This window comes from Ruegeria sp. BE3 (assembly GCF_056538865.1).
The window spans coordinates 1,109,574-1,127,422 of record NZ_JBQFTW010000001.1; the positions used below are offsets into that span (position 1 = coordinate 1,109,574).

General features: G+C 57.8%; 17 protein-coding genes. 2 read left to right on the plus strand and 15 right to left on the minus strand.

Annotated features, from left to right (window positions below; genetic code table 11):
- Position 1: 1 nt before the first annotated feature.
- The 5 genes from ACR0AZ_RS05530 to purC form a co-directional block, all read right to left on the minus strand.
- Entirely contained in the window at positions 2-1,780 is a 1,779-nt protein-coding gene (locus ACR0AZ_RS05530; RefSeq protein ID WP_480666971.1) for a sensor histidine kinase, read from the minus strand.
- A 36-nt stretch (positions 1,781-1,816) separates the two neighbouring features.
- A complete protein-coding gene (gene purQ / locus ACR0AZ_RS05535; RefSeq protein WP_480469892.1) occupies positions 1,817-2,485 on the minus strand; it encodes a phosphoribosylformylglycinamidine synthase subunit PurQ in 669 nt (222 codons plus the stop codon).
- Between the two features lie 11 nt (positions 2,486-2,496).
- Complete coding sequence (locus ACR0AZ_RS05540) at positions 2,497-3,540, minus strand: zinc-dependent alcohol dehydrogenase family protein (protein ID WP_480666972.1); 1,044 nt, start codon at positions 3,538-3,540, stop codon at positions 2,497-2,499.
- Between the two features lie 4 nt (positions 3,541-3,544).
- Positions 3,545-3,775 (minus strand): phosphoribosylformylglycinamidine synthase subunit PurS, encoded by a 231-nt coding sequence (purS, locus tag ACR0AZ_RS05545; RefSeq protein ID WP_170374301.1) that lies wholly within the window; start codon positions 3,773-3,775, stop codon positions 3,545-3,547.
- Between the two features lie 99 nt (positions 3,776-3,874).
- On the minus strand, positions 3,875-4,630 hold the full coding sequence (purC, locus tag ACR0AZ_RS05550; protein WP_480469894.1) for a phosphoribosylaminoimidazolesuccinocarboxamide synthase: 756 nt from the start codon (positions 4,628-4,630) through the stop codon (positions 3,875-3,877).
- Positions 4,631-4,816: 186 nt separating this feature from the next.
- On the opposite strand from purC, the gene ACR0AZ_RS05555 reads away from it, so the two are divergent.
- Positions 4,817-5,137: a DUF1476 domain-containing protein gene (locus tag ACR0AZ_RS05555; protein ID WP_480469895.1), complete on the plus strand. Its 321-nt coding sequence runs from the start codon at positions 4,817-4,819 to the stop codon at positions 5,135-5,137.
- Between the two features lie 124 nt (positions 5,138-5,261).
- A complete protein-coding gene (gene bmt, locus ACR0AZ_RS05560) occupies positions 5,262-6,275 on the plus strand; it encodes a betaine--homocysteine S-methyltransferase (RefSeq protein ID WP_480469896.1) in 1,014 nt (337 codons plus the stop codon).
- 8 nt (positions 6,276-6,283) lie between these two features.
- Here bmt and ACR0AZ_RS05565 read toward each other — a convergent pair whose 3' ends face one another.
- The 10 genes from ACR0AZ_RS05565 to ACR0AZ_RS05610 form a co-directional block, all read right to left on the minus strand.
- Positions 6,284-7,060: an enoyl-CoA hydratase-related protein gene (locus ACR0AZ_RS05565; RefSeq protein ID WP_480469897.1), complete on the minus strand. Its 777-nt coding sequence runs from the start codon at positions 7,058-7,060 to the stop codon at positions 6,284-6,286.
- A 73-nt stretch (positions 7,061-7,133) separates the two neighbouring features.
- Entirely contained in the window at positions 7,134-7,595 is a 462-nt protein-coding gene (locus tag ACR0AZ_RS05570) for a cytochrome c-type biogenesis protein (protein ID WP_480469898.1), read from the minus strand.
- A complete protein-coding gene (locus tag ACR0AZ_RS05575; RefSeq protein ID WP_480469899.1) occupies positions 7,592-9,556 on the minus strand; it encodes a heme lyase CcmF/NrfE family subunit in 1,965 nt (654 codons plus the stop codon). Before ACR0AZ_RS05575 ends, ACR0AZ_RS05570 begins: the two co-directional genes overlap by 4 nt.
- Positions 9,557-9,630: 74 nt before the next feature.
- Positions 9,631-10,197, minus strand: coding sequence for a holin family protein (locus tag ACR0AZ_RS05580; protein WP_480469900.1), 567 nt, complete (start codon positions 10,195-10,197; stop codon positions 9,631-9,633).
- Positions 10,188-10,799 (minus strand): holin-associated N-acetylmuramidase, encoded by a 612-nt coding sequence (locus ACR0AZ_RS05585; protein WP_480469901.1) that lies wholly within the window; start codon positions 10,797-10,799, stop codon positions 10,188-10,190. The genes ACR0AZ_RS05580 and ACR0AZ_RS05585 overlap by 10 nt, the downstream gene beginning before the upstream one ends.
- 150 nt (positions 10,800-10,949) lie before the next feature.
- The gene (gene ccmE / locus ACR0AZ_RS05590) at positions 10,950-11,396 is read right to left on the minus strand and encodes a cytochrome c maturation protein CcmE (RefSeq protein ID WP_480469902.1); all 447 of its coding nucleotides are present in this window, start codon (positions 11,394-11,396) and stop codon (positions 10,950-10,952) included.
- Between the two features lie 7 nt (positions 11,397-11,403).
- A complete protein-coding gene (argC, locus tag ACR0AZ_RS05595) occupies positions 11,404-12,432 on the minus strand; it encodes an N-acetyl-gamma-glutamyl-phosphate reductase (RefSeq protein ID WP_480666973.1) in 1,029 nt (342 codons plus the stop codon).
- Positions 12,433-12,525: 93 nt separating this feature from the next.
- A complete protein-coding gene (locus tag ACR0AZ_RS05600; RefSeq protein WP_480666974.1) occupies positions 12,526-13,335 on the minus strand; it encodes a glutamate racemase in 810 nt (269 codons plus the stop codon).
- Positions 13,336-13,343: 8 nt separating this feature from the next.
- Positions 13,344-14,222, minus strand: coding sequence for a lysophospholipid acyltransferase family protein (locus ACR0AZ_RS05605; protein ID WP_480657790.1), 879 nt, complete (start codon positions 14,220-14,222; stop codon positions 13,344-13,346).
- Between the two features lie 78 nt (positions 14,223-14,300).
- A complete protein-coding gene (locus ACR0AZ_RS05610) occupies positions 14,301-17,720 on the minus strand; it encodes an indolepyruvate ferredoxin oxidoreductase family protein (protein ID WP_480666975.1) in 3,420 nt (1,139 codons plus the stop codon).
- Positions 17,721-17,849: the final 129 nt, after the last annotated feature.

Here is a 17,849-nt window from a genome sequence, read left to right on the forward strand (position 1 = left end):
TTTATTCCGCGGCCTCAAGGCCGTCGCTTCCCAGAATGGGCAATTGCATCTCAAACACCGCGCCGCCCTGTTGGCCGTTGCGCGCGGTCAGCCGTCCGCCATGGTCGTTCACGATCCCGGACGAGATGGCAAGCCCCAGACCCACGCCGTCTCCTGGGCGCTTGGTCGTGTAGAACGGTTCAAACAGGTTCTCGATATCCTCGATCCCGTGACCATTGTCGCGCACGGTCAGTATGGCCGTGTCGCCCGCGGCGAGGATGATCTCGACATCCGGTTCCTGCACAGATTTGGTGGCGTCCAGCGCATTGCGCAAGAGATTGACCATAACCTGTTCGATCCGCATCCGATCTCCCATCACTATAACAGGTTCTTCGGGCAAAATCTGCGTGATCTTAACATGCCGCTGGCGCAGCTGCGGTTCCATCATCGATAGGCTTGATGCCAGCGCTTCGCCAAGGTTTACAGGCGAAAACGCATCCGCGCCCTTACGCGCATAAGATTTGAGCTGGCGCGTGATTGCCCCCATCCGTTCGATCAGCCCGTCGATGCGGCCAAAGCTGGCCAGCGCCTCTTCGGGCCGGTTCCGACGCAGCAACAGACGCGCGCCCGCAAGATAGGTTTTCATCGCAGCCAGCGGCTGGTTCAACTCGTGACTGACCGCCGCAGACATCTCACCGAGCGCCGCCAATTTCGAGCTTTGCGCAAGAGTTTGCTCGGCAACTTCCAGCGTCTTTTCAACGCGTTCCCGCTCAGCAATTTCCCGCTGCAGCCTTACGTTCAATGCGCGAAGCTCCGCCGACTCGCGTTGGAACAAAGTCATGCGTGACGTGGCCCTACGGCTGAGCGCATAGAAAGCCAGCGCCAGAAGAATCGCAAACGCCATGATTTCCAGCGCCAGAACGCTATTCACCTTCTCCCGTATCGAGGAATAGGTGGTAAACGACATCATCTGCCATCCTCGGAAGGGAATACGGGTCTCCATCCGCATCACCGCCTCGCCCTGCAGATACGCGTCGGGCGGCAACGCATTCCAGTCCGTTGTAGCTCGGATCGCGCGCTGTATCGCACTTTGCGGAGGTTGCCGCAGGATAGCGGTGCTTTCGTCCAGACCACGCCATTGAGGTTCCGTCGAAAGAATAATTGTTCCGGTACTGTCCGTAACCATCACCGCATCCGAAATCCCGGCCCAGGCGCGTTCGAATTTTTGAAGGTCTACCTCAACCACGATCACGCCAAGGATTTCGGAATTGGCCTCGATCCGGCGCGAATAGGTAAAACTGTAACCGCCTGCTTCGCGCGGAATCACCGAAAATATGGTGGCGTTGGAGCGCATCGCGTCAATGAAATAAGGAGAACTGCGATGTCCCTCGCCCAGCCGATTCCGCTCGGTCGCCGCCCGTGTCAGCCCGTCCCGATCCAGCAGAAAGATTGAGGCCGCCCCGATCTCTTCAACAAAAGAGATCAGGCGTTGGCTGGACAACGTATAATCACTGGATTGAAGCGCAGAGATCAGCGTCGGGTCCCGCGCAAGCAATTGCGGCACAATCGAGTTGCGCCGCAGTTCACTCAGCAGGTTGCCGGAATACAGCGTCAGGCGCAGTTCGGCGCGGTTGCGTGTGGATTCCGTAAAGCGGTCGGTCAGAAGGCTGTTGGTGATCCATACCGTGGCGACGGTCGCAATCAGCAACAAGAAGACGGCAAGGCGCAGTCGCCAGCCCATAGGCGACCCGCGCAGCCGATTCAAAAATCCAGCGCTGTGTGGTTGATCTTCCGCACTCATCCTTTGACGCTACGCGTCCCGACCGATCACCTCAAGTCACGCTGGTGCCAGCACCCCTGCCAATGCGCGGAAGAGCGCCGTCCCATCGGTGCCTCCGTGGCCTGAATCCGCCGCCCTTTCAGGATGCGGCATCATCCCCAACACGCGACGGTTGTTTGACAAAATGCCTGCGATATCGTCACGCGAACCGTTGGGATTGTCGGCATATGTAAAGGCGATGCGGTCCTGATCTTTCAGCGCCGCCAGAGTCTCATCATCAGCGAAATAATTGCCGTCATGATGCGCAATCGGAATGTCGATCACATCCCCGGCATTGTAGCCTTCGGTGAAAGCGCTGTTGCTGGTTGCGACTTTCAGACCGATTGTCTTGCAGATGTATTTGAGACCCGCGTTCCGCAGCAGCGCGCCCGGCAGAATGCCGGTTTCGGTCAGGACCTGAAAACCGTTGCAAATACCTACTGCATAGCCACCCCGTTCGGTATGAGCGGCCAATGCCTTGCAGATCGGCGATTGCGCGGCAATCGCGCCACAGCGCAGGTAATCGCCATACGAGAAGCCCCCCGGCACGCCGACAATATCGACGCCCTCAGGCAGTGTGGCGTCTTTGTGCCAGACCATATCAACCGAGAACCCGGCCTGTTCGAAAGCAACGGCAAGATCGCGGTCACAGTTGGACCCGGGGAAAACGATGACGGCTGCGCGCATGGCGGACCCTCCTAAGAGACAAAGTCAGTGATAACGGCAACACCCGGAGGCGTTGGATGGTCAAAGGCGGCAAGCTCAGCGCTTGCTTGATTCAGTGTGATTTGACGCGTGACCAGCGGGCTCAGGTCGACCCCTCCGCCTGCGATCAACGACAGAAGCGACGGATAGCGCCAACTGGGCATGCCGCGTGTTCCGTAGACGGACAATTGACCGGAATAGAGAACATCCATCGGCAGAGCCATTGTGGTGTGATCGCCAGCAGGCATACCGATCTGCACCATCCGGCCCAGTTTGCGCAGTGAACGCATGGCGGATACGGTTGTGACCTCGATGCCCAGAGCCTCGATAGCAACGTGTGCGCCACCGCCCGTCAGGTCTTTGACCGCTTGTGGCGCGTCACAGGTGGCCGCGTTGACCACTGCGTCTGCGCCAAGGTTTTTTGCATAGGCCAGCTTGTCGTCTGCAATGTCGACCACAATCACGCGAGCGCCTAACGCTTTGCCCAGCAGCAGCAGCGAGATACCGACCCCTCCGCCACCGAAGACGGCCAGCCATTCCCCGCCCTGTATCTGCGCCCGACCGACCAAGGCCTGCCACGCGGTCGTCACCCGGCATCCCAGCGCCGCCGCAATCTCAGGAGCCAATGTGTCAGGCAGAGCGGTCAGATTCGCATCTGCATGGGCAACCGAAATGAATTCGGCGAAGGCACCATCACAGGTGAACCCCGGAACAACTTGATCGGAGCAGATCGTCTGATGGCCCTGCGCACAATCGGAACAATGCCCGCAGGCCAGAATGAAAGGTGCAATCACCCGATCCCCGACGCGCCACCGGCTGACCCGGCTGCCGACCGCGACAACTTCGCCGCAGTACTCATGGCCTGGGATCATCGGCAGGACAACATCCGGGTCCGAACCGGACCATGCGTGCCAGTCAGAGCGGCATACGCCACAAGCCAGAACCCGCACGACAACGCCATCCTCCGCCGGTTCCGGGTCAGGAACCGTCGTCACCTCAAGCGGCTGTCGATAAGAGATCAGACGCGCGGCCCGCATGCCCTTAGACCAGTTCGATCTCGTAGCGTTCGATGACCGTGTTGGCCAACAGCTTTTCGCACATCTCGGTCACGTCAGCCTCGGTCGCACCTTCGGCGAGTTCCAGATCGATGACCTTGCCCTGACGCACACCTTCGACCTGATCAAAACCCATTGCACCCAATGCGTGACGCACAGCCTCGCCCTGCGGGTCCAGAACCCCGTTCTTGAGCATCACATGCACACGTGCCTTCATGTTCGAAAACTCCAGTCGTGGACCGCTCTCCGGTCCGTTTCGTTGCGTGCGGGATATCCCGCTTGGGTCTGTCGGACAACCCTGCCTCAAGGGGCAGGATCAGTTGATCAGGGTCGGCTTGGTTACATTGCTTTTCGGCAGAACGCCAAGGCGGCGTGCGACCTCGGAATAGGCGTCGGTCAAGCTGCCCAGATCGCGCCGGAACACGTCCTTGTCCAGCTTCTGGCCGGTTTCAATGTCCCACAAACGGCAGCTATCGGGGCTGATCTCATCCGCGACGATGAGGCGCTGATAGTCGCCTTCAAAAACCCGGCCGATCTCGATCTTGAAATCAACCAGACGGATACCGACGGCCAGCATCACGCCGCTCATGAAATCATTCACGCGCAGCGCGAGGCTGAGGATATCGTCCATGTCCTGCTGGCTGGCCCAACCGAAGGCCGCAATGTGTTCTTCGGTGACCAGCGGATCACCCAAAGCATCATCCTTATAGCAATATTCAACGATCGGGCGCGGCAGCTGCGTACCTTCTGCAATGCCCAGACGTTTGGACATAGAGCCAGCGGCATAATTGCGCACGATCACTTCCAGCGGAACGATCTCGCAATTCCGGACCAGTTGCTCGCGCATGTTGAGGCGGCGGATGAAGTGGTTCGGAATGCCGATCTGTGTCAGGCCGGTCATGAAGAATTCGCTCAGGCGGTTGTTCAGAACCCCCTTACCGTCGATGACATCTTTCTTTTCGGCGTTGAACGCGGTGGCGTCGTCCTTGAAGTACTGCACGATGGTGCCCGGCTCGGGGCCCTCATACAGAATCTTTGCCTTACCTTCGTAAATCTTCTTGCGACGCGCCATGAGCGACCTTTCCAGGCTGAAGAAAGGGAATGAGTCCCTTCACGTTGGCGCCCTCATAGTGCAAGCCCCGCGTTCTCGCAAGTTCGCTACCCCGAGGGCCTTTGACGCAGCGCAAATACCTTGCGCCCCGGGTGTCGTATTGTCATATCATCAGAAAGAAATCGTAATCCAAGGGGTCCCCAACCAATGACCACATTCGACGAACGTGAAGCCGCGTTTGAAAGCAAATTCGCCCATGACGAAAAGATGCAGTTCATCGCACGTATGCGCCGCAATCGATTTATGGCGGTTTGGGCGTCGACGCTGAAGGGCGAAACCGTTGAACAGGCACGGAAATACGGCGAGGTATTGGTCCATGCCGATCTGCAGAATGTCAGCGAAGACGATGTTGTCGAGGCGGTCAAGGGCTATCTTGGCGATCTCGCAGACGAGGCCAAGATCCGTTCGAAAATGGCAGAACTTCTTGTCGAAGCCAAAGAACAGGTGATGGCAGAAGCCGAACACTGATGGCCTGAAAATGCAATACTCATGATCTTCATGAGTTTTATGAGTTTGATTTGACGCCCCGGTCGTGAGACACGGGGTGTCTCACATTTTTTGGGCTCAAGCCCCTATTTTTTGGAATTCCCAAATGACAAACGCGCTCAGCAAGCTTCTGGAAACGGTCGATGTCATCCTTGCGGATGGTGCGACTGGCACCAACCTGTTCAACATGGGCCTGCAATCCGGCGACGCGCCCGAGCTGTGGAATGTCGATGCGCCCGACAAGATCCGCGCGCTGTATCAGGATTCGATCGATGCAGGCAGTGATCTATTCCTGACCAACACATTCGGCGGCACTGCGGCGCGGCTGAAATTGCATGACGCTCAGGGTCGCGTGGCTGAGTTGAACCGTATCGGTGCGGAACTTGGCCGTGAGGTCGCAGACAAGGCAGGCCGCCCCGTGATCGTGGCGGGTTCGGTCGGCCCGACCGGAGAGATCATGGAACCCGTTGGCAGCCTGACCCATGCGGAAGCGGTCGAGATGTTCCACGAACAGGCCGAGGCACTGAAAGCCGGTGGTGCCGATGTGCTGTGGCTTGAGACCATTAGCGCGCCGGAAGAGTTCCGCGCCGCAGCCGAGGCCTTCGCACTGGCCGATATGCCCTGGTGCGGCACCATGAGCTTTGACACTGCCGGTCGCACGATGATGGGCGTGACCTCATCCGATCTGGCGACAATGGTTGAAACTCTGCCTAATCCGCCTTTGGCCTTCGGTGCCAATTGCGGAACGGGTGCTTCGGATATTCTGCGCACCATCCTGGGATTTGCAGCGCAGGGTACCGAGCGTCCCCTGATTTCCAAGGGAAATGCGGGTATCCCGAAATATGTGGACGGGCACATCCACTATGACGGTACACCCGAGCTGATGGGGCAATACGCTGCGATGGCCCGTGATTCAGGCGCGACCATTATCGGCGGCTGCTGCGGTACGATGCCTGCGCATCTGCGCGAGATGCGCAAAGCACTGGACACGCGACCGCGTGGCAATCGCCCAACTCTGGATGAGATCACGCTGGCGCTCGGCCCGTTCACCTCTGCCTCGGACGGCACCGGGGACGACGCCGCTCCAGAACGGCGTACTCGTCGTCGTCGCCGGGCATAATGTGACGATCAGCGTCCCTCGAACTTCGCGGGGCGCTTTTCAAGGAAAGCAACGACTCCTTCGGCAAAGTCGCGCGTGCGTCCGCATTCACCTTGCAGATGCGCCTCAGCCGCCAGTTGCTGCGGCAGAGTGTTGTCGTAGGTGCCCCGAATTGCCTGTTTGATCGCACGGAAACCTGCGGTCGGGCCGTTGGCCAGATAGGCAGCCCTTTTACGCCAATGCGCATCAAACTGATCATCCGCCACGGCTTCCCAGATCAGACCCCACTCATCCGCTTGTCGCGCGCTGATCTTGTCAGCAAACAACGCCGCGCCCATCGCCTTGGCAAACCCCATCTGGCGCGGCATGAACCACGTGCCACCGGCATCGGGCAACAGACCGATCCGGGCAAAGGCCTGCAGGAAATAAGCGCTCTCAGTCGCGATCACCACATCCGCGCACAGTGCCAGATTGGCCCCTGCCCCTGCCGCCGGCCCGTTGACAGCGGCGATGGTTGGAACCGGACAGTCGTAGACTGCTTCAAGCATCGGCTCATACTCATCCCGCAAAGCGCGTTCCAGATCGATCGAACCTGTGCTTGAGGCGTCTCCCAGATCCTGACCGGAACAGAAGGCAGGCCCCGCACCAGTCAGAACGATAGCGCGCGCCTGCCGTGCGGCCTCTTTCATGGCATAAGTAACTTCAGCCCGCATCTGAGTGGTCAGTGCGTTCATTTTGTCCGGCCGGTTCAGTGTCAGAACCGCCAGATCATCTGCAATCTCCAATTGGACTGCTTTGTATTCCATCGAAAAACCTCACCAGCGCAGCGTTTTGCAAAACCTTACGCAAATGTGAGGGAAGGAAAAGAAGAACCGCGCGTCAGTCTTTCAGAATTTGGCGCAGACGCTCTTGTTCTTCTTCGCTGAGTTTATCACCGGGGCCGGAAGCCTGTGCATGCGCCCGTTTGCGCAAGAAGCTCCACCCCATGCCTGCTGCGATCAGCAACATGACGGGACCAGCCAGCCACAACATAAGGTTCGACCCTGTTATTGTGGGCTTTAGCAGTACGTATTCACCATAGCGGTCGACAATGAAATCCACCGCCTCCTGATCCGTGTCTCCGGCCACCAACCGCTCACGCAGAAGAATACGCAGGTCGCGCGCAAGATCGGCGTTGCTTTCGTCGATGCTTTCATTCCGGCACACCAGACAGCGCAGCCCGGTGCTGAGTTCCCGCGCGCGCTCTTCAAGCACGGGATCGTCCAGAATTTCATCCGGTTGCACGGCCATAAGCGGGCCAGCCATCAACATCAGGATCAGGATCAGAACGAGGCGTTTCATTCTGCGGGTACTCCGCTTGCTGGCGTCTTGCGTGCGCCTGCCGCCACTCGGAAGCGGCGGTCCGACAGGCTGAGCAAACCGCCCAGAGACATCAAAATGCACCCAGCCCAGATCCAGTTGGCCAGAGGTTTGATATAGGTGCGCATGACCCAACCTCCGTCCGCTTGCTGGTCTCCGATCACTACGTAGAGATCGCGCAGGAAGCGATAGTCAATCGCCGCCTCTGTCGTGGGCATACGCGCCACCGGATAGTCGCGTTTCTCGGGGTGTAGCATCGTGATCGGACGGCCATTCAACTCAACTGCAACGTCGGCGGTGGTCGAGAAATAATTCGGCCCCTCAACGCGTCGTACATCCTGCAGCGTCAATGTGAACTGACCAACCTCGAACGGCTCACCAGGTTGCGCAACGCGGATATCTTCCACCTCCCAAGCGGTTAAACCTGCGATGGCAAACATGGTGACACCCAGACCCGTATGAGCGACGGCCTTGCCCCAATCGGCACCCGGCAAGCGGAACAAGCGAGCAAGGCTGCCCTTGCGCCCCGTACGGCTCCACAGATCAACAATGGCTCCAAAGGTAATCCACGCCCCGAGGAACAGCCCCACTGGCCCCAACGCGCTACGCCCGGTCTGAAGAACCCAAACCAGTATCGCCAGTGCAACGGCCAAGACGAAAGCATAACGCAGAGACCACGCCGCCTTGCCTAAGCGACCGCGCTTCCACGGTATCATCGCACCCAATGGAAGGACTATCCCAAGCACTACCATAAAGGGCGTGAATGCAGCGTTGAAGAACGGCGCACCGACCGAAAGCTTTCGATCAAACGCCATCTCAGCCACCATCGGCCAGAGTGTGCCAAAGAACACCACGAAACAGCTGACTGCCAGCAGGATGTTGTTCAAAACCAGCGCACTTTCGCGGCTGACCATACCAAAGACACCCTTCGCCTCCATCGCTTGCGCGCGTGCGGCAAACAGGGTCAGGGCACCGCCTGTGAAGACCACGAGGATGAACAGGATGAACACGCCGCGCTCGGGGTCGTTGGCGAATGCGTGGACCGAAGTCAGCAGACCTGAGCGTACGATGAAGGTACCGATCAACGAGAAGCCGAAGGCGATGATCGCCAGCAAGATGGTCCAGCTTTTCAGCGCCTCGCGCTTTTCGACCACAATGGCCGAATGCAGCAGCGCGGCAGCAAGAAGCCAGGGCATGAAGCTGGCATTTTCAACCGGATCCCAGAACCAGAACCCGCCCCAACCAAGCTCGTAATAGGCCCACCAGGACCCAAGCGCGATGCCGATGGTCAGGAAGATCCAAGCAGCCAGAGTCCAGGGACGCACCCAACGCCCCCATGCCGCGTCAACCCGGCCTTCGATCAATGCAGCAACAGCAAAGCTAAACGCCATGCTGAGACCAACGTAGCCCAGATACAGGAACGGCGGGTGGAAGGCCAAACCCGGATCTTGCAAGAGTGGGTTGAGATCACGCCCGTCAAACGGCGGAACAGGCAACCGGTCAAAGGGGTTCGAGGTGAACAGAATGAAGGCATAAAACGCTACGCCGATCGCCGCTTGAACAGCCAGCACCCGTGCTTTCAACGTTGGTGGCAGCCCCCCGCCAAAGACCGCAGCCATGGCACCAAACAGCGCGACAATCAGCACCCACAGCAGCATCGATCCTTCGTGGTTACCCCAGGTTCCACTGACCTTGTAGAGCATTGGTTTCGCCGAATGGCTGTTCTCAACCACGATCCGTAACGAGAAGTCAGACGTCGTAAAAGCCCAGACCAGAGCGCCAAACGAAAACGCAGTCAGAATGAACTGTGTTATGGCTGCCGGCTCAGCAAATACCATCCATCCGGTCCAGCGTTTTGCGGCGCCTACAAGCGGTACCAAGGTCTGAACGATGGCAACCAGAAAGGCGAGGATCAGTGCGAAATGTCCGAGCTCTGTAATCATGGCGGACTTATAGTACGAAGGCCCGCCAAGCGCCATTCACATTCGCCCGCAACCGCCGTACACAATGTCGCGCCTTAGCTTCTGCGCAAGCGTCTCCATTCATTAAGCGCGGGGTTGGAGTCGGCCTTAACCTCTTCCGTCTCAATCGCTGTATCTGTGGTGTCGGAGCTATCGCTTTTCAAGGCACCAAGCGTTTCGAGGTTGGCGACAACATCGGGCAGAAGACGCATCGAGCTGCTGATTTCCCGTTGGAAATCCTGTGCTTTAACCTGATGGCGTGCCCCGAAATAGAAGGTGACGATAACGCCCAACAACCACCAGAGAGGCTCGGGTACAAGTGCGATGCCCTGCATTCGCTGGGCAAACCAAACCGGATCGATCATTGCGGAGACAAATAGTCCCAAAGTGCCCAATGCCATTGCCGGGCGCGGCAGGCGATTCAAACCGTCGATGAACCGATCAAAACAACCTTTCCCCTGAGCCTGAAACTCGGCTCCGAACTGGGTCATCGCCGAAGCTTGCAACATCGTCGCGCGCGCGGCCCCGCTTTCGCTGTTTTCGCGAAAAACTTCTGCCGTTTCCCTAACCACATTTCGACCACTGCCGAACAACAGGCCCAAAAGCCCCGAAATCAATCCCATTCCGAAACCCTCCGCTGAAACTCTGCATCATTCAGGTGATAGATGGGCGACAAAAACTCCTCAGCCCGTCTGATCCATCCGCCTTTCCCACCGGCCCTGGTTCTGGCGTATTTGCGCAATGCTGGTTTTCGATCCGCCAGCCGCAAGTAGTAGTTTCGACGTTCGATCCCATAGGCATCCCTCAGCACGGTTGGTTTTGGCTCTGCCGCATTCTCGCAGGCCTGCGCAGTCTGGGGTCCGACCAGCCCATCTATGGCAAGATCATATCCCATCCGGCGCAACAGATTCTGCAGAATCGTCACCGCCTGCACCCCCGCATTTACATGCATGTCGAATACCGTGGGCCATAACACCTCGGGTAACCGATCAATCTTGGGCCTCGAAAAATAGTGTTTCAGATAGATCTCAACGGCCTGCACTCGGGTCAACGCTCGCACATCGGCGCGGTTCACTGCCCTATCACCGGTCAAGTCCAGGCCCAAGCGTCGTATCGTGTGAATTGTGACACCGTACTTCGTCGCGCCGCCGGGATCATCCGGATCATCAACAAAGCCACCTTCGCGCGTAACGATACCTTCAGCTATCTGCCGAACCGTCTGCATTGAACCACCCCTTTGCTCAGATGGCTCAAACGGTCAAGCAAAGGCATTAACACCTCGACAAATCAAAGGGCGTTGCCCGCTTTCTGCGCGCAACACCCTGTTTCTTCTGTTCTAAAAAACCTCTGTCGGAGGAAGGCCGCCATGGCCTGTTCAGCTGTCGCCGCTCTCTTTGTAAACACCCTGCTCTTTCAGCGCGTCTACGACCTCTTTCGGCATGTAGGTTTCATCATGTTTCGCAAGAATTTCAGTCGCTTCGAAGACGCCATCGACGTAACTTCCAGTGCCCACCATCCCTTGGTTTTCAGAGAACAAGTCAGGCAGCACACCGGTGAAAGCCACGGGCACGCTCTCGCCCCCATCGGTCACAACGAAACGCACCGTCTCACCCTGCCCGCGAATGATCGAGCCTTCCTCGACCAGACCGCCGATGCGAAACACTTCGTTCGGTTGTGGAGGCTCGGCGATCACCTGACTAGGAGAGCGGAAGAAGTTAATGCCATCTTTCATGGCAACGCCAATCAACGCCGTCGATAGGGCCAAGGCCACCGCGGCTAGCACAATGATCTGAATTCGACGACGTTTCTTGAGCGTTTTCATACCGTCCTCACGGGAACAGAGGGGCCATCATCAGCCCCAGGGTTTCATCCTCACCTAACATCAGGTTAGCGTTCTGCAAGGCTTGCCCGCTGCTACCTTTTGTCAGGTTATCCAGTGCCGCAATCACGATGGCGCGGCGTTCGATCCGATCACCGACCACCCCGATGTGACAGAAGTTCGAACCGCGAACATGATGGGTCGAAGGTGTTTCTCCGAAGGGCAACATCTCAATGAAGGGTTCGCCTTCATAGGCCGATTGAAGCGTCTCATAAACGCTCTGCGGATCGCCCTTCACATATGTGGTGGCCAGAATGCCCCGGTTGGCCGGGATCAGATGCGGTGTGAACTGCACATGTACGGTACGACCCGCCAGTTCCGAGAACTCCTGATCGAACTCACCCAGATGCCGGTGCGTCCCACCTACCGCATAGGCGTTCGCGCCTTCGCTTAGCTCTGCGTGCAGCAGGTTCTCTTTCAAAGCGCGACCCGCACCCGAGACAGCGCATTTCAGGTCCAGAATGATGTCATCCAGATCAATCACGCCCGCCGAGATCAGCGGCCGCAGCACATATTGCCCGGTCGCGGCGTTGCATCCGGTCCCGGCGACCAGCCGCGCGGCGCGAATGTCATCCCGGTAAAACTCGGTGAGGCCATAGACGGCTTCTTCCTGATGCCCCAGCGCGGCGTGCGGGTTGCCGTACCATTTCTGGTATTCATCACCATCCCGCAGCCGGAAATCCGCCGAAAGGTCGACGATTTTCAGAGTATTGGGAAAGTCCCGAATGACTTCCTGACTGGTTTTATGCGGCAAGGCACAGAAACACAGATCGATCTGCGAAAAGTCGATCTCGGAGATTTTGCAGAGCACCGGCAAATCCATATGACGCAAATGTGGAAACACCTGTGCCATGGTCTGCCCTGCCTTGCGCTCGGCGGCCAGAGCTTTGATTTCCATATTCGGATGCCCGGCAATCAGCCGCACGAGTTCTGCGCCGGTATAGCCGGAAGCACCTAGGATTGCGATTTTGTGGGTCATGTCAGACCTCTTTCATTCATGTGTCACATGGGTGACCGCCGCTGTGACGGTCAACGAAATACGAGATGGAAAAGGTGCCGTCCTTGACCTTGGTCAGGCGGCCGCAAAGGTGATTTGTCGTCGGAGGAACTGGGTCGCACGATCCGTCACCACCCCCGGCTTGCCCGTTGTGAGGAAGCCAGACTTACCTTCACCCAGCATATTTGGATGGCGTTTCAGGTAATCTGCCAAGCTCTCAGCAACCAAGTCACCCTGACTGTAAACCTTCACATCCGGACCAAGCGCCTTCTGGAACGTCTCTGCCATCAGAGGATAATGCGTACAGCCCAGAATCGCTGCTTGCGGTTCCGGCATCTTGCGCTTCAGGGCATCAACATGGCTGCGCACCAAAGCCTCGGCCAAGATCATGTCACCGTCTTCAATGGCGTCGACGACACCGCCGCAAGCTTGTGCCTCAACGTCCACGCCAATCGCCCGAAACGCCAGTTCCCGCTGAAATGCGCGGCTGGACACGGTCGCGGGTGTCGCAAACAGCGCGACATGCTGCACCTGCACCTCGCGTGGTGGAGAGTTATCGCCCCATTGCCGTTCCGTCAGCGCCTCGATCAGAGGCACAAAGACACCCAGCACGCGCTTTCCCTCGGGGACACCCGCCTCTTGCATCCGGCGCAGTGCGGCAGCGCTCGCGGTGTTGCAGGCCAGAATCACCAGATTGCAGCCGCTATCCCACAGGCTCTGCACAGCGTCTCGCGTCAGGTTATAGATATCCTCGGCATCGCGCACACCGTAGGGCGCGTGCGCGCTGTCCGCATAATACAGAAAATCTACGTCGGGCAGACGTTTCTGCGCGGCGTTCAGGACGGTCAGACCGCCCAACCCGGAATCAAAGATACCTACTGCCATTTGCCCCTTCAGGCGCGATGCCGTTCCTCGAATTCATAGCCATAGTCATAAGACTTCAGCGGCTCTGGAGACAGCTCATACGTGGCTTTGCGCAGGAAATCCATCATCTTGCGCGTATCCTTGCCCAGTGGGTCTAGAATGTCGCGCCCGATAGGCTCACCAACAACGACACGAACCGGGGTGTCGACGCGCTTCTTAAACTCTTTGATCAGCAAACCCATCCGCAACGTGTTGTGCAAATGACTGGCGATCTGGAACAGGCGCGAGGTGTGGCCGTCAAAAAACAGAGGCACCACAGTCGCGTTGGATTTCGCAACCATCCGCGCGGTAAATCCGCGCCAGCCGGGATCCATCGGATGGGCAAATGGCTTGACCGCAGTGCTGACTGTACCACCCGGGAAAATCCCAATGGCGCCACCTTCGCTCAGATAGTTCAAAGCGGTCTTTCTGGTCTCAAGGTTCAGCTTCATCGCCTCTTTCGTCTCATCGAACGAGATCGGAAGGATGATGCGATTGATATCCTCGGCTTTACGGAAAACCCGATTTGCCAGAATGCGAAAATCTCCGCGCGTCTGGGACAGGATATGTCCCATCATCAGCCCATCCAAAATGCCATAGGGATGGTTGGCAATTAGAATCAGCGGCCCATCCTGAGGAATGTTCGACAGCGCGCCGCCCACCACATCCAATGTCAGACCATAGCGATCCACCATTACGGACCAGAAATCACGCCCCTGTGCGACCTCTTGCTCGTACCCATCGGCACGCCGGATCAGGCGCATGCGGCCGGTTGTGTTCTCCATCAGCTTGATCATCATCCGCCCGCCCCGCGTTTCTGCGGAGTGGGCGTAGGATATGTCACGGGCGACGTGATGGCGCGAGGGCATTGGCTACTCCGGATTGCTGCCGCCTAGATAAGGCCGGATCGCCATTTTGCAAAGCTTACGTGACAGGCTTGTGAAGCTTCACTCTGCCGCAGCCTGCAGTTCTGGCCCACCATCGCGGATGACAGCCAGCAACTCCTCGCGCCGTTTTGCGGCCTTGGCTTCGTTTGCCACTAGCACTGGGCCAAAGCCACGAATGTCCAGCGGCAGAGCAGCAAGCGCAGCGATCGCATCACTAGTCTCAGGCGTCAATTTGGGCAGAACCTCTTTCATGTCTTTTTCATACTGGCGGATCAAAGCACGCTCCATTTTGCGCTCTGCCGTGTACCCAAAGATATCCAGAGGCGTGCCACGCAGGCCTTTCAGCTTTGCGAGTATCTTCAACGGCCCCAGAAACCACTCACCGAACGCCTTCTTGGCCGGACGCCCGTTCTCACCCTTCGTTCCCAAAGTCGGAGGCGCAAGGTGGAAAGTCATCTTGAAGTCACCATCAAACTCGGCCTCCGCCTTCTGGCGACTGTCGAGCAGCAACCGTGCGACCTCGTATTCATCCTTGTACGACAAGAGTTTATGGTAACCCTTGGCTATCGCCTCACGGACTTTTTGATCCTCGACACTTTCAACCAGTTTGCGATAGCGCTTCGCCAATCGCTTGCTCTGATAATCGGTCAGATACGCGGCGCGGAAGTCGATCACCTGATCGAGTATCTTTGGCATCTCCGCCACATTCGGACGCAAAATACCGGCTGCCTCTTCGGGATGGGTCACCGCCCAGCGACCGACCTCAAACGCCCGTTTGTTGCGTTCAACCGCTGCGCCATTCAACTCAATCGCCTCGACGATCGCCTGATGGCTGATCGGCAGCAAACCACGCTGCCAAGCCGCGCCGAAGATCATCATGTTGGAATAAATCGAATCCCCCATCACGGCCCGCGCCAGATCTGTGGCATCAAACAGGGCCACTCCGTCCTTCAGTCGCGCCTGAAGGGCAAGCTGCAGCTGATCGCTGGGGATCGTGAATTCGGTATCGCGGGTAAAGTCGCCGGTAATGATCTCATGACTGTTCACCACCGCCCCGGTTCGACCGGTCTGCGTGAGACCCAGCGTTTTAGCCCCTGCAGAAACCACCAGATCACCGCCAATTAGCGCATGCGCTTCACCGGTGGCGACACGAATGGCGCTGATGTCCTCGGGTCGGTTGGCCAGGCGGCAGTGGATATGAACGGCACCGCCCTTCTGCGCGAGGCCCGCCATCTCCATCATACCGGCGCCTTTACCGTCAATCTGCGCCGCCTGCGCAAGAACCGCGCCAATCGTGACGACGCCGGTTCCGCCAACACCTGTGATCACCACATTATGGGTGCCATCGATCTGCGGCAGTACGGGGTCCGGCAGGTCCGGCAGGTCTAGCTCTGTTGTCGCTTCCTTCCGGATTTTCGCACCTTCAACGGTCACGAACGACGGGCAGAATCCTTTCAGGCATGAGAAATCCTTGTTGCAGCTTGACTGATCAATCGCCCGCTTGCGGCCAAGTTCAGTCTCTTTGGGAACAATGGATACGCAGTTCGACTGAACACCGCAGTCTCCGCAACCTTCACATATGTCAGTGTTGATAAACACCCGCTTATCGGGATCCGGGAACGTGCCGCGTTTACGCCGCCTGCGCTTTTCGGCAGCGCAGGTCTGGACATAAACAATAACCGATACCCCCTCGATTTCACGGAACTTTTCCTGAACCTGCATCAACTTGGCACGCTCGAAGGTCTCAACGCCCGAGGGTAAGGCGGCAAAATTCACATCTTCCTTTTCGTCATAGACAACGGCCACATTGCTGACGCCCATCGCCTTGACTTCGGCCACGATACGTTCAGCGCTCAGTCCGCCTTCGTTCTCTTGCCCACCGGTCATTGCAACCGCGTCGTTATAGAGGATCTTGAAGGTGATGTTCGTACCAGCTGCCAGCGCCGCCCGGATCGCCTGCACGCCCGAGTGGTTATAGGTCCCGTCTCCAAGGTTCTGGAACACGTGTTCGGTTGTCGAAAACGGAGCTTCGCCGATCCAATTCGCCCCTTCTCCGCCCATCTGGGTAAACCCGGTGGTTTCGCGATCCATCCACTGCACCATGTAGTGACAGCCGATCCCTGCGTAAGCCCGGCTACCCTCTGGCAGTTTGGTCGAACTGTTATGCGGACATCCTGAACAGAAATATGGCAAACGCGCAGCAATCTCCTGAGCGTTATCAGCCCGTCTTGCCTCGGATAGTGCTTCCAAGCCGGCGCGCACGCCATCCGTGTCGCGCCCTTCTTCGATCAGGATCTCGCCAAGCTTCTCGGCAATCATGATCGGGTCAAGCGCCCCACGTGTCGGGAAAAGCTCTTCACGATGCAGCGTGCCGGCCCCGCCTTTGTACCAGCCGTAAACACGGCGTCCGCGCCGGTCATCGAAGATCGCCTCTTTGACCTGAACCTCGATCAGCTTGCGTTTCTCCTCGACGATCACGATCAGGTCCAGCCCTTCAGCCCAATCGTGGAAGCCCTTCATATCCAAGGGGAATGTCTGGCCGATCTTATAGGTGGTAATGCCCAGACGCTCGGCTTCTTCCGCGTTGATGTTCAGCAGCGACATGGCATGAGCCAGGTCCAGCCAGTTCTTGCCTGCCGCCACAAACCCGATCTTGGCGCCGGGCTTACCCCAGACGCGCTTGTCCAGCTTGTTGGCGTGCGAGAACACCTCAGCCGCAAAGCGTTTGTGATCGATCACACGCGTTTCCTGAAGATGCGGCGTGTCGCCTAGCCGAATGTTCAAACCACCTTCGGGCATATCGAACTGAGGAGTAACCAGTTGCATCCGATCCGGGCGGCCATCGACGACCGAGGTCACCTCAATCGTGTCCTTCATGGTCTTCAGCCCGACCCAAACCCCAGCGAACCGGCTGAGCGCGAAGCCGTAGATGCCGTAATCCAGTATCTCTTGCACACCTGCGGGACTGACCACGGGCATATACATATCCACCAGCGACCATTCCGATTGATGCAACACGGTCGAACTTTCGCCCGTGTGGTCATCGCCCATCGCCATCAAAACACCGCCATGCTTGGCCGTACCCGCCATATTGGCATGGCGCATCACGTCACCGGATCGGTCGACGCCGGGGCCCTTCCCGTACCAGAGGCCAAAAACACCATCGAATTTCCCGTCGCCACGCAATCCCGCCTGCTGGCTACCCCACAACGCAGTTGCTGCCAGATCCTCGTTCAAACCGAACTGAAATGTGACATCGCTTTCGGCCAGCTGCTTTTCAGCGCGGGACATCTGCAGATCAACCGCGCCAAGGGGAGATCCCCGATAGCCGGTGACCAGACCCGCCGTGTTCAATCCCGCCTGCGTATCACGCGCCTTTTGCATCAGCATAAGCCGCACAAGCGCCTGTGTACCGTTCAGTAGGACCGGGCTTTTGGACAGATCAAAGCGGTCGTTGAGCGAAATCTTTGGCTGACTCATCAGACGTCTCCCCTCGTCGGATTAGTGTGCTTCATTCATGTGTATTTTAGGTCACAATTGCTGACCTGTATAGTAATTTTACCCTATTCCATAACGATTTCCGGGTTTGATTGTGGAATTTGTTACGTG

What these genes read in the sequence shown, in the direction of transcription:
- ACR0AZ_RS05530 (WP_480666971.1), bottom strand. Translation starts at nt 1,780, where the DNA reads ATGAGTGCGGAAGATCAACCACACAGCGCTGGATTTTTGAATCGGCTG.
- purQ (WP_480469892.1), bottom strand. Translation starts at nt 2,485, where the DNA reads ATGCGCGCAGCCGTCATCGTTTTCCCCGGGTCCAACTGTGACCGCGAT.
- ACR0AZ_RS05540 (WP_480666972.1), bottom strand. Translation starts at nt 3,540, where the DNA reads ATGCGGGCCGCGCGTCTGATCTCTTATCGACAGCCGCTTGAGGTGACG.
- purS (WP_170374301.1), bottom strand. Translation starts at nt 3,775, where the DNA reads ATGAAGGCACGTGTGCATGTGATGCTCAAGAACGGGGTTCTGGACCCG.
- purC (WP_480469894.1), bottom strand. Translation starts at nt 4,630, where the DNA reads ATGGCGCGTCGCAAGAAGATTTACGAAGGTAAGGCAAAGATTCTGTAT.
- ACR0AZ_RS05555 (WP_480469895.1), top strand. Translation starts at nt 4,817, where the DNA reads ATGACCACATTCGACGAACGTGAAGCCGCGTTTGAAAGCAAATTCGCC.
- bmt (WP_480469896.1), top strand. Translation starts at nt 5,262, where the DNA reads ATGACAAACGCGCTCAGCAAGCTTCTGGAAACGGTCGATGTCATCCTT.
- ACR0AZ_RS05565 (WP_480469897.1), bottom strand. Translation starts at nt 7,060, where the DNA reads ATGGAATACAAAGCAGTCCAATTGGAGATTGCAGATGATCTGGCGGTT.
- ACR0AZ_RS05570 (WP_480469898.1), bottom strand. Translation starts at nt 7,595, where the DNA reads ATGAAACGCCTCGTTCTGATCCTGATCCTGATGTTGATGGCTGGCCCG.
- ACR0AZ_RS05575 (WP_480469899.1), bottom strand. Translation starts at nt 9,556, where the DNA reads ATGATTACAGAGCTCGGACATTTCGCACTGATCCTCGCCTTTCTGGTT.
- ACR0AZ_RS05580 (WP_480469900.1), bottom strand. Translation starts at nt 10,197, where the DNA reads ATGGGATTGATTTCGGGGCTTTTGGGCCTGTTGTTCGGCAGTGGTCGA.
- ACR0AZ_RS05585 (WP_480469901.1), bottom strand. Translation starts at nt 10,799, where the DNA reads ATGCAGACGGTTCGGCAGATAGCTGAAGGTATCGTTACGCGCGAAGGT.
- ccmE (WP_480469902.1), bottom strand. Translation starts at nt 11,396, where the DNA reads ATGAAAACGCTCAAGAAACGTCGTCGAATTCAGATCATTGTGCTAGCC.
- argC (WP_480666973.1), bottom strand. Translation starts at nt 12,432, where the DNA reads ATGACCCACAAAATCGCAATCCTAGGTGCTTCCGGCTATACCGGCGCA.
- ACR0AZ_RS05600 (WP_480666974.1), bottom strand. Translation starts at nt 13,335, where the DNA reads ATGGCAGTAGGTATCTTTGATTCCGGGTTGGGCGGTCTGACCGTCCTG.
- ACR0AZ_RS05605 (WP_480657790.1), bottom strand. Translation starts at nt 14,222, where the DNA reads ATGCCCTCGCGCCATCACGTCGCCCGTGACATATCCTACGCCCACTCC.
- ACR0AZ_RS05610 (WP_480666975.1), bottom strand. Translation starts at nt 17,720, where the DNA reads ATGAGTCAGCCAAAGATTTCGCTCAACGACCGCTTTGATCTGTCCAAA.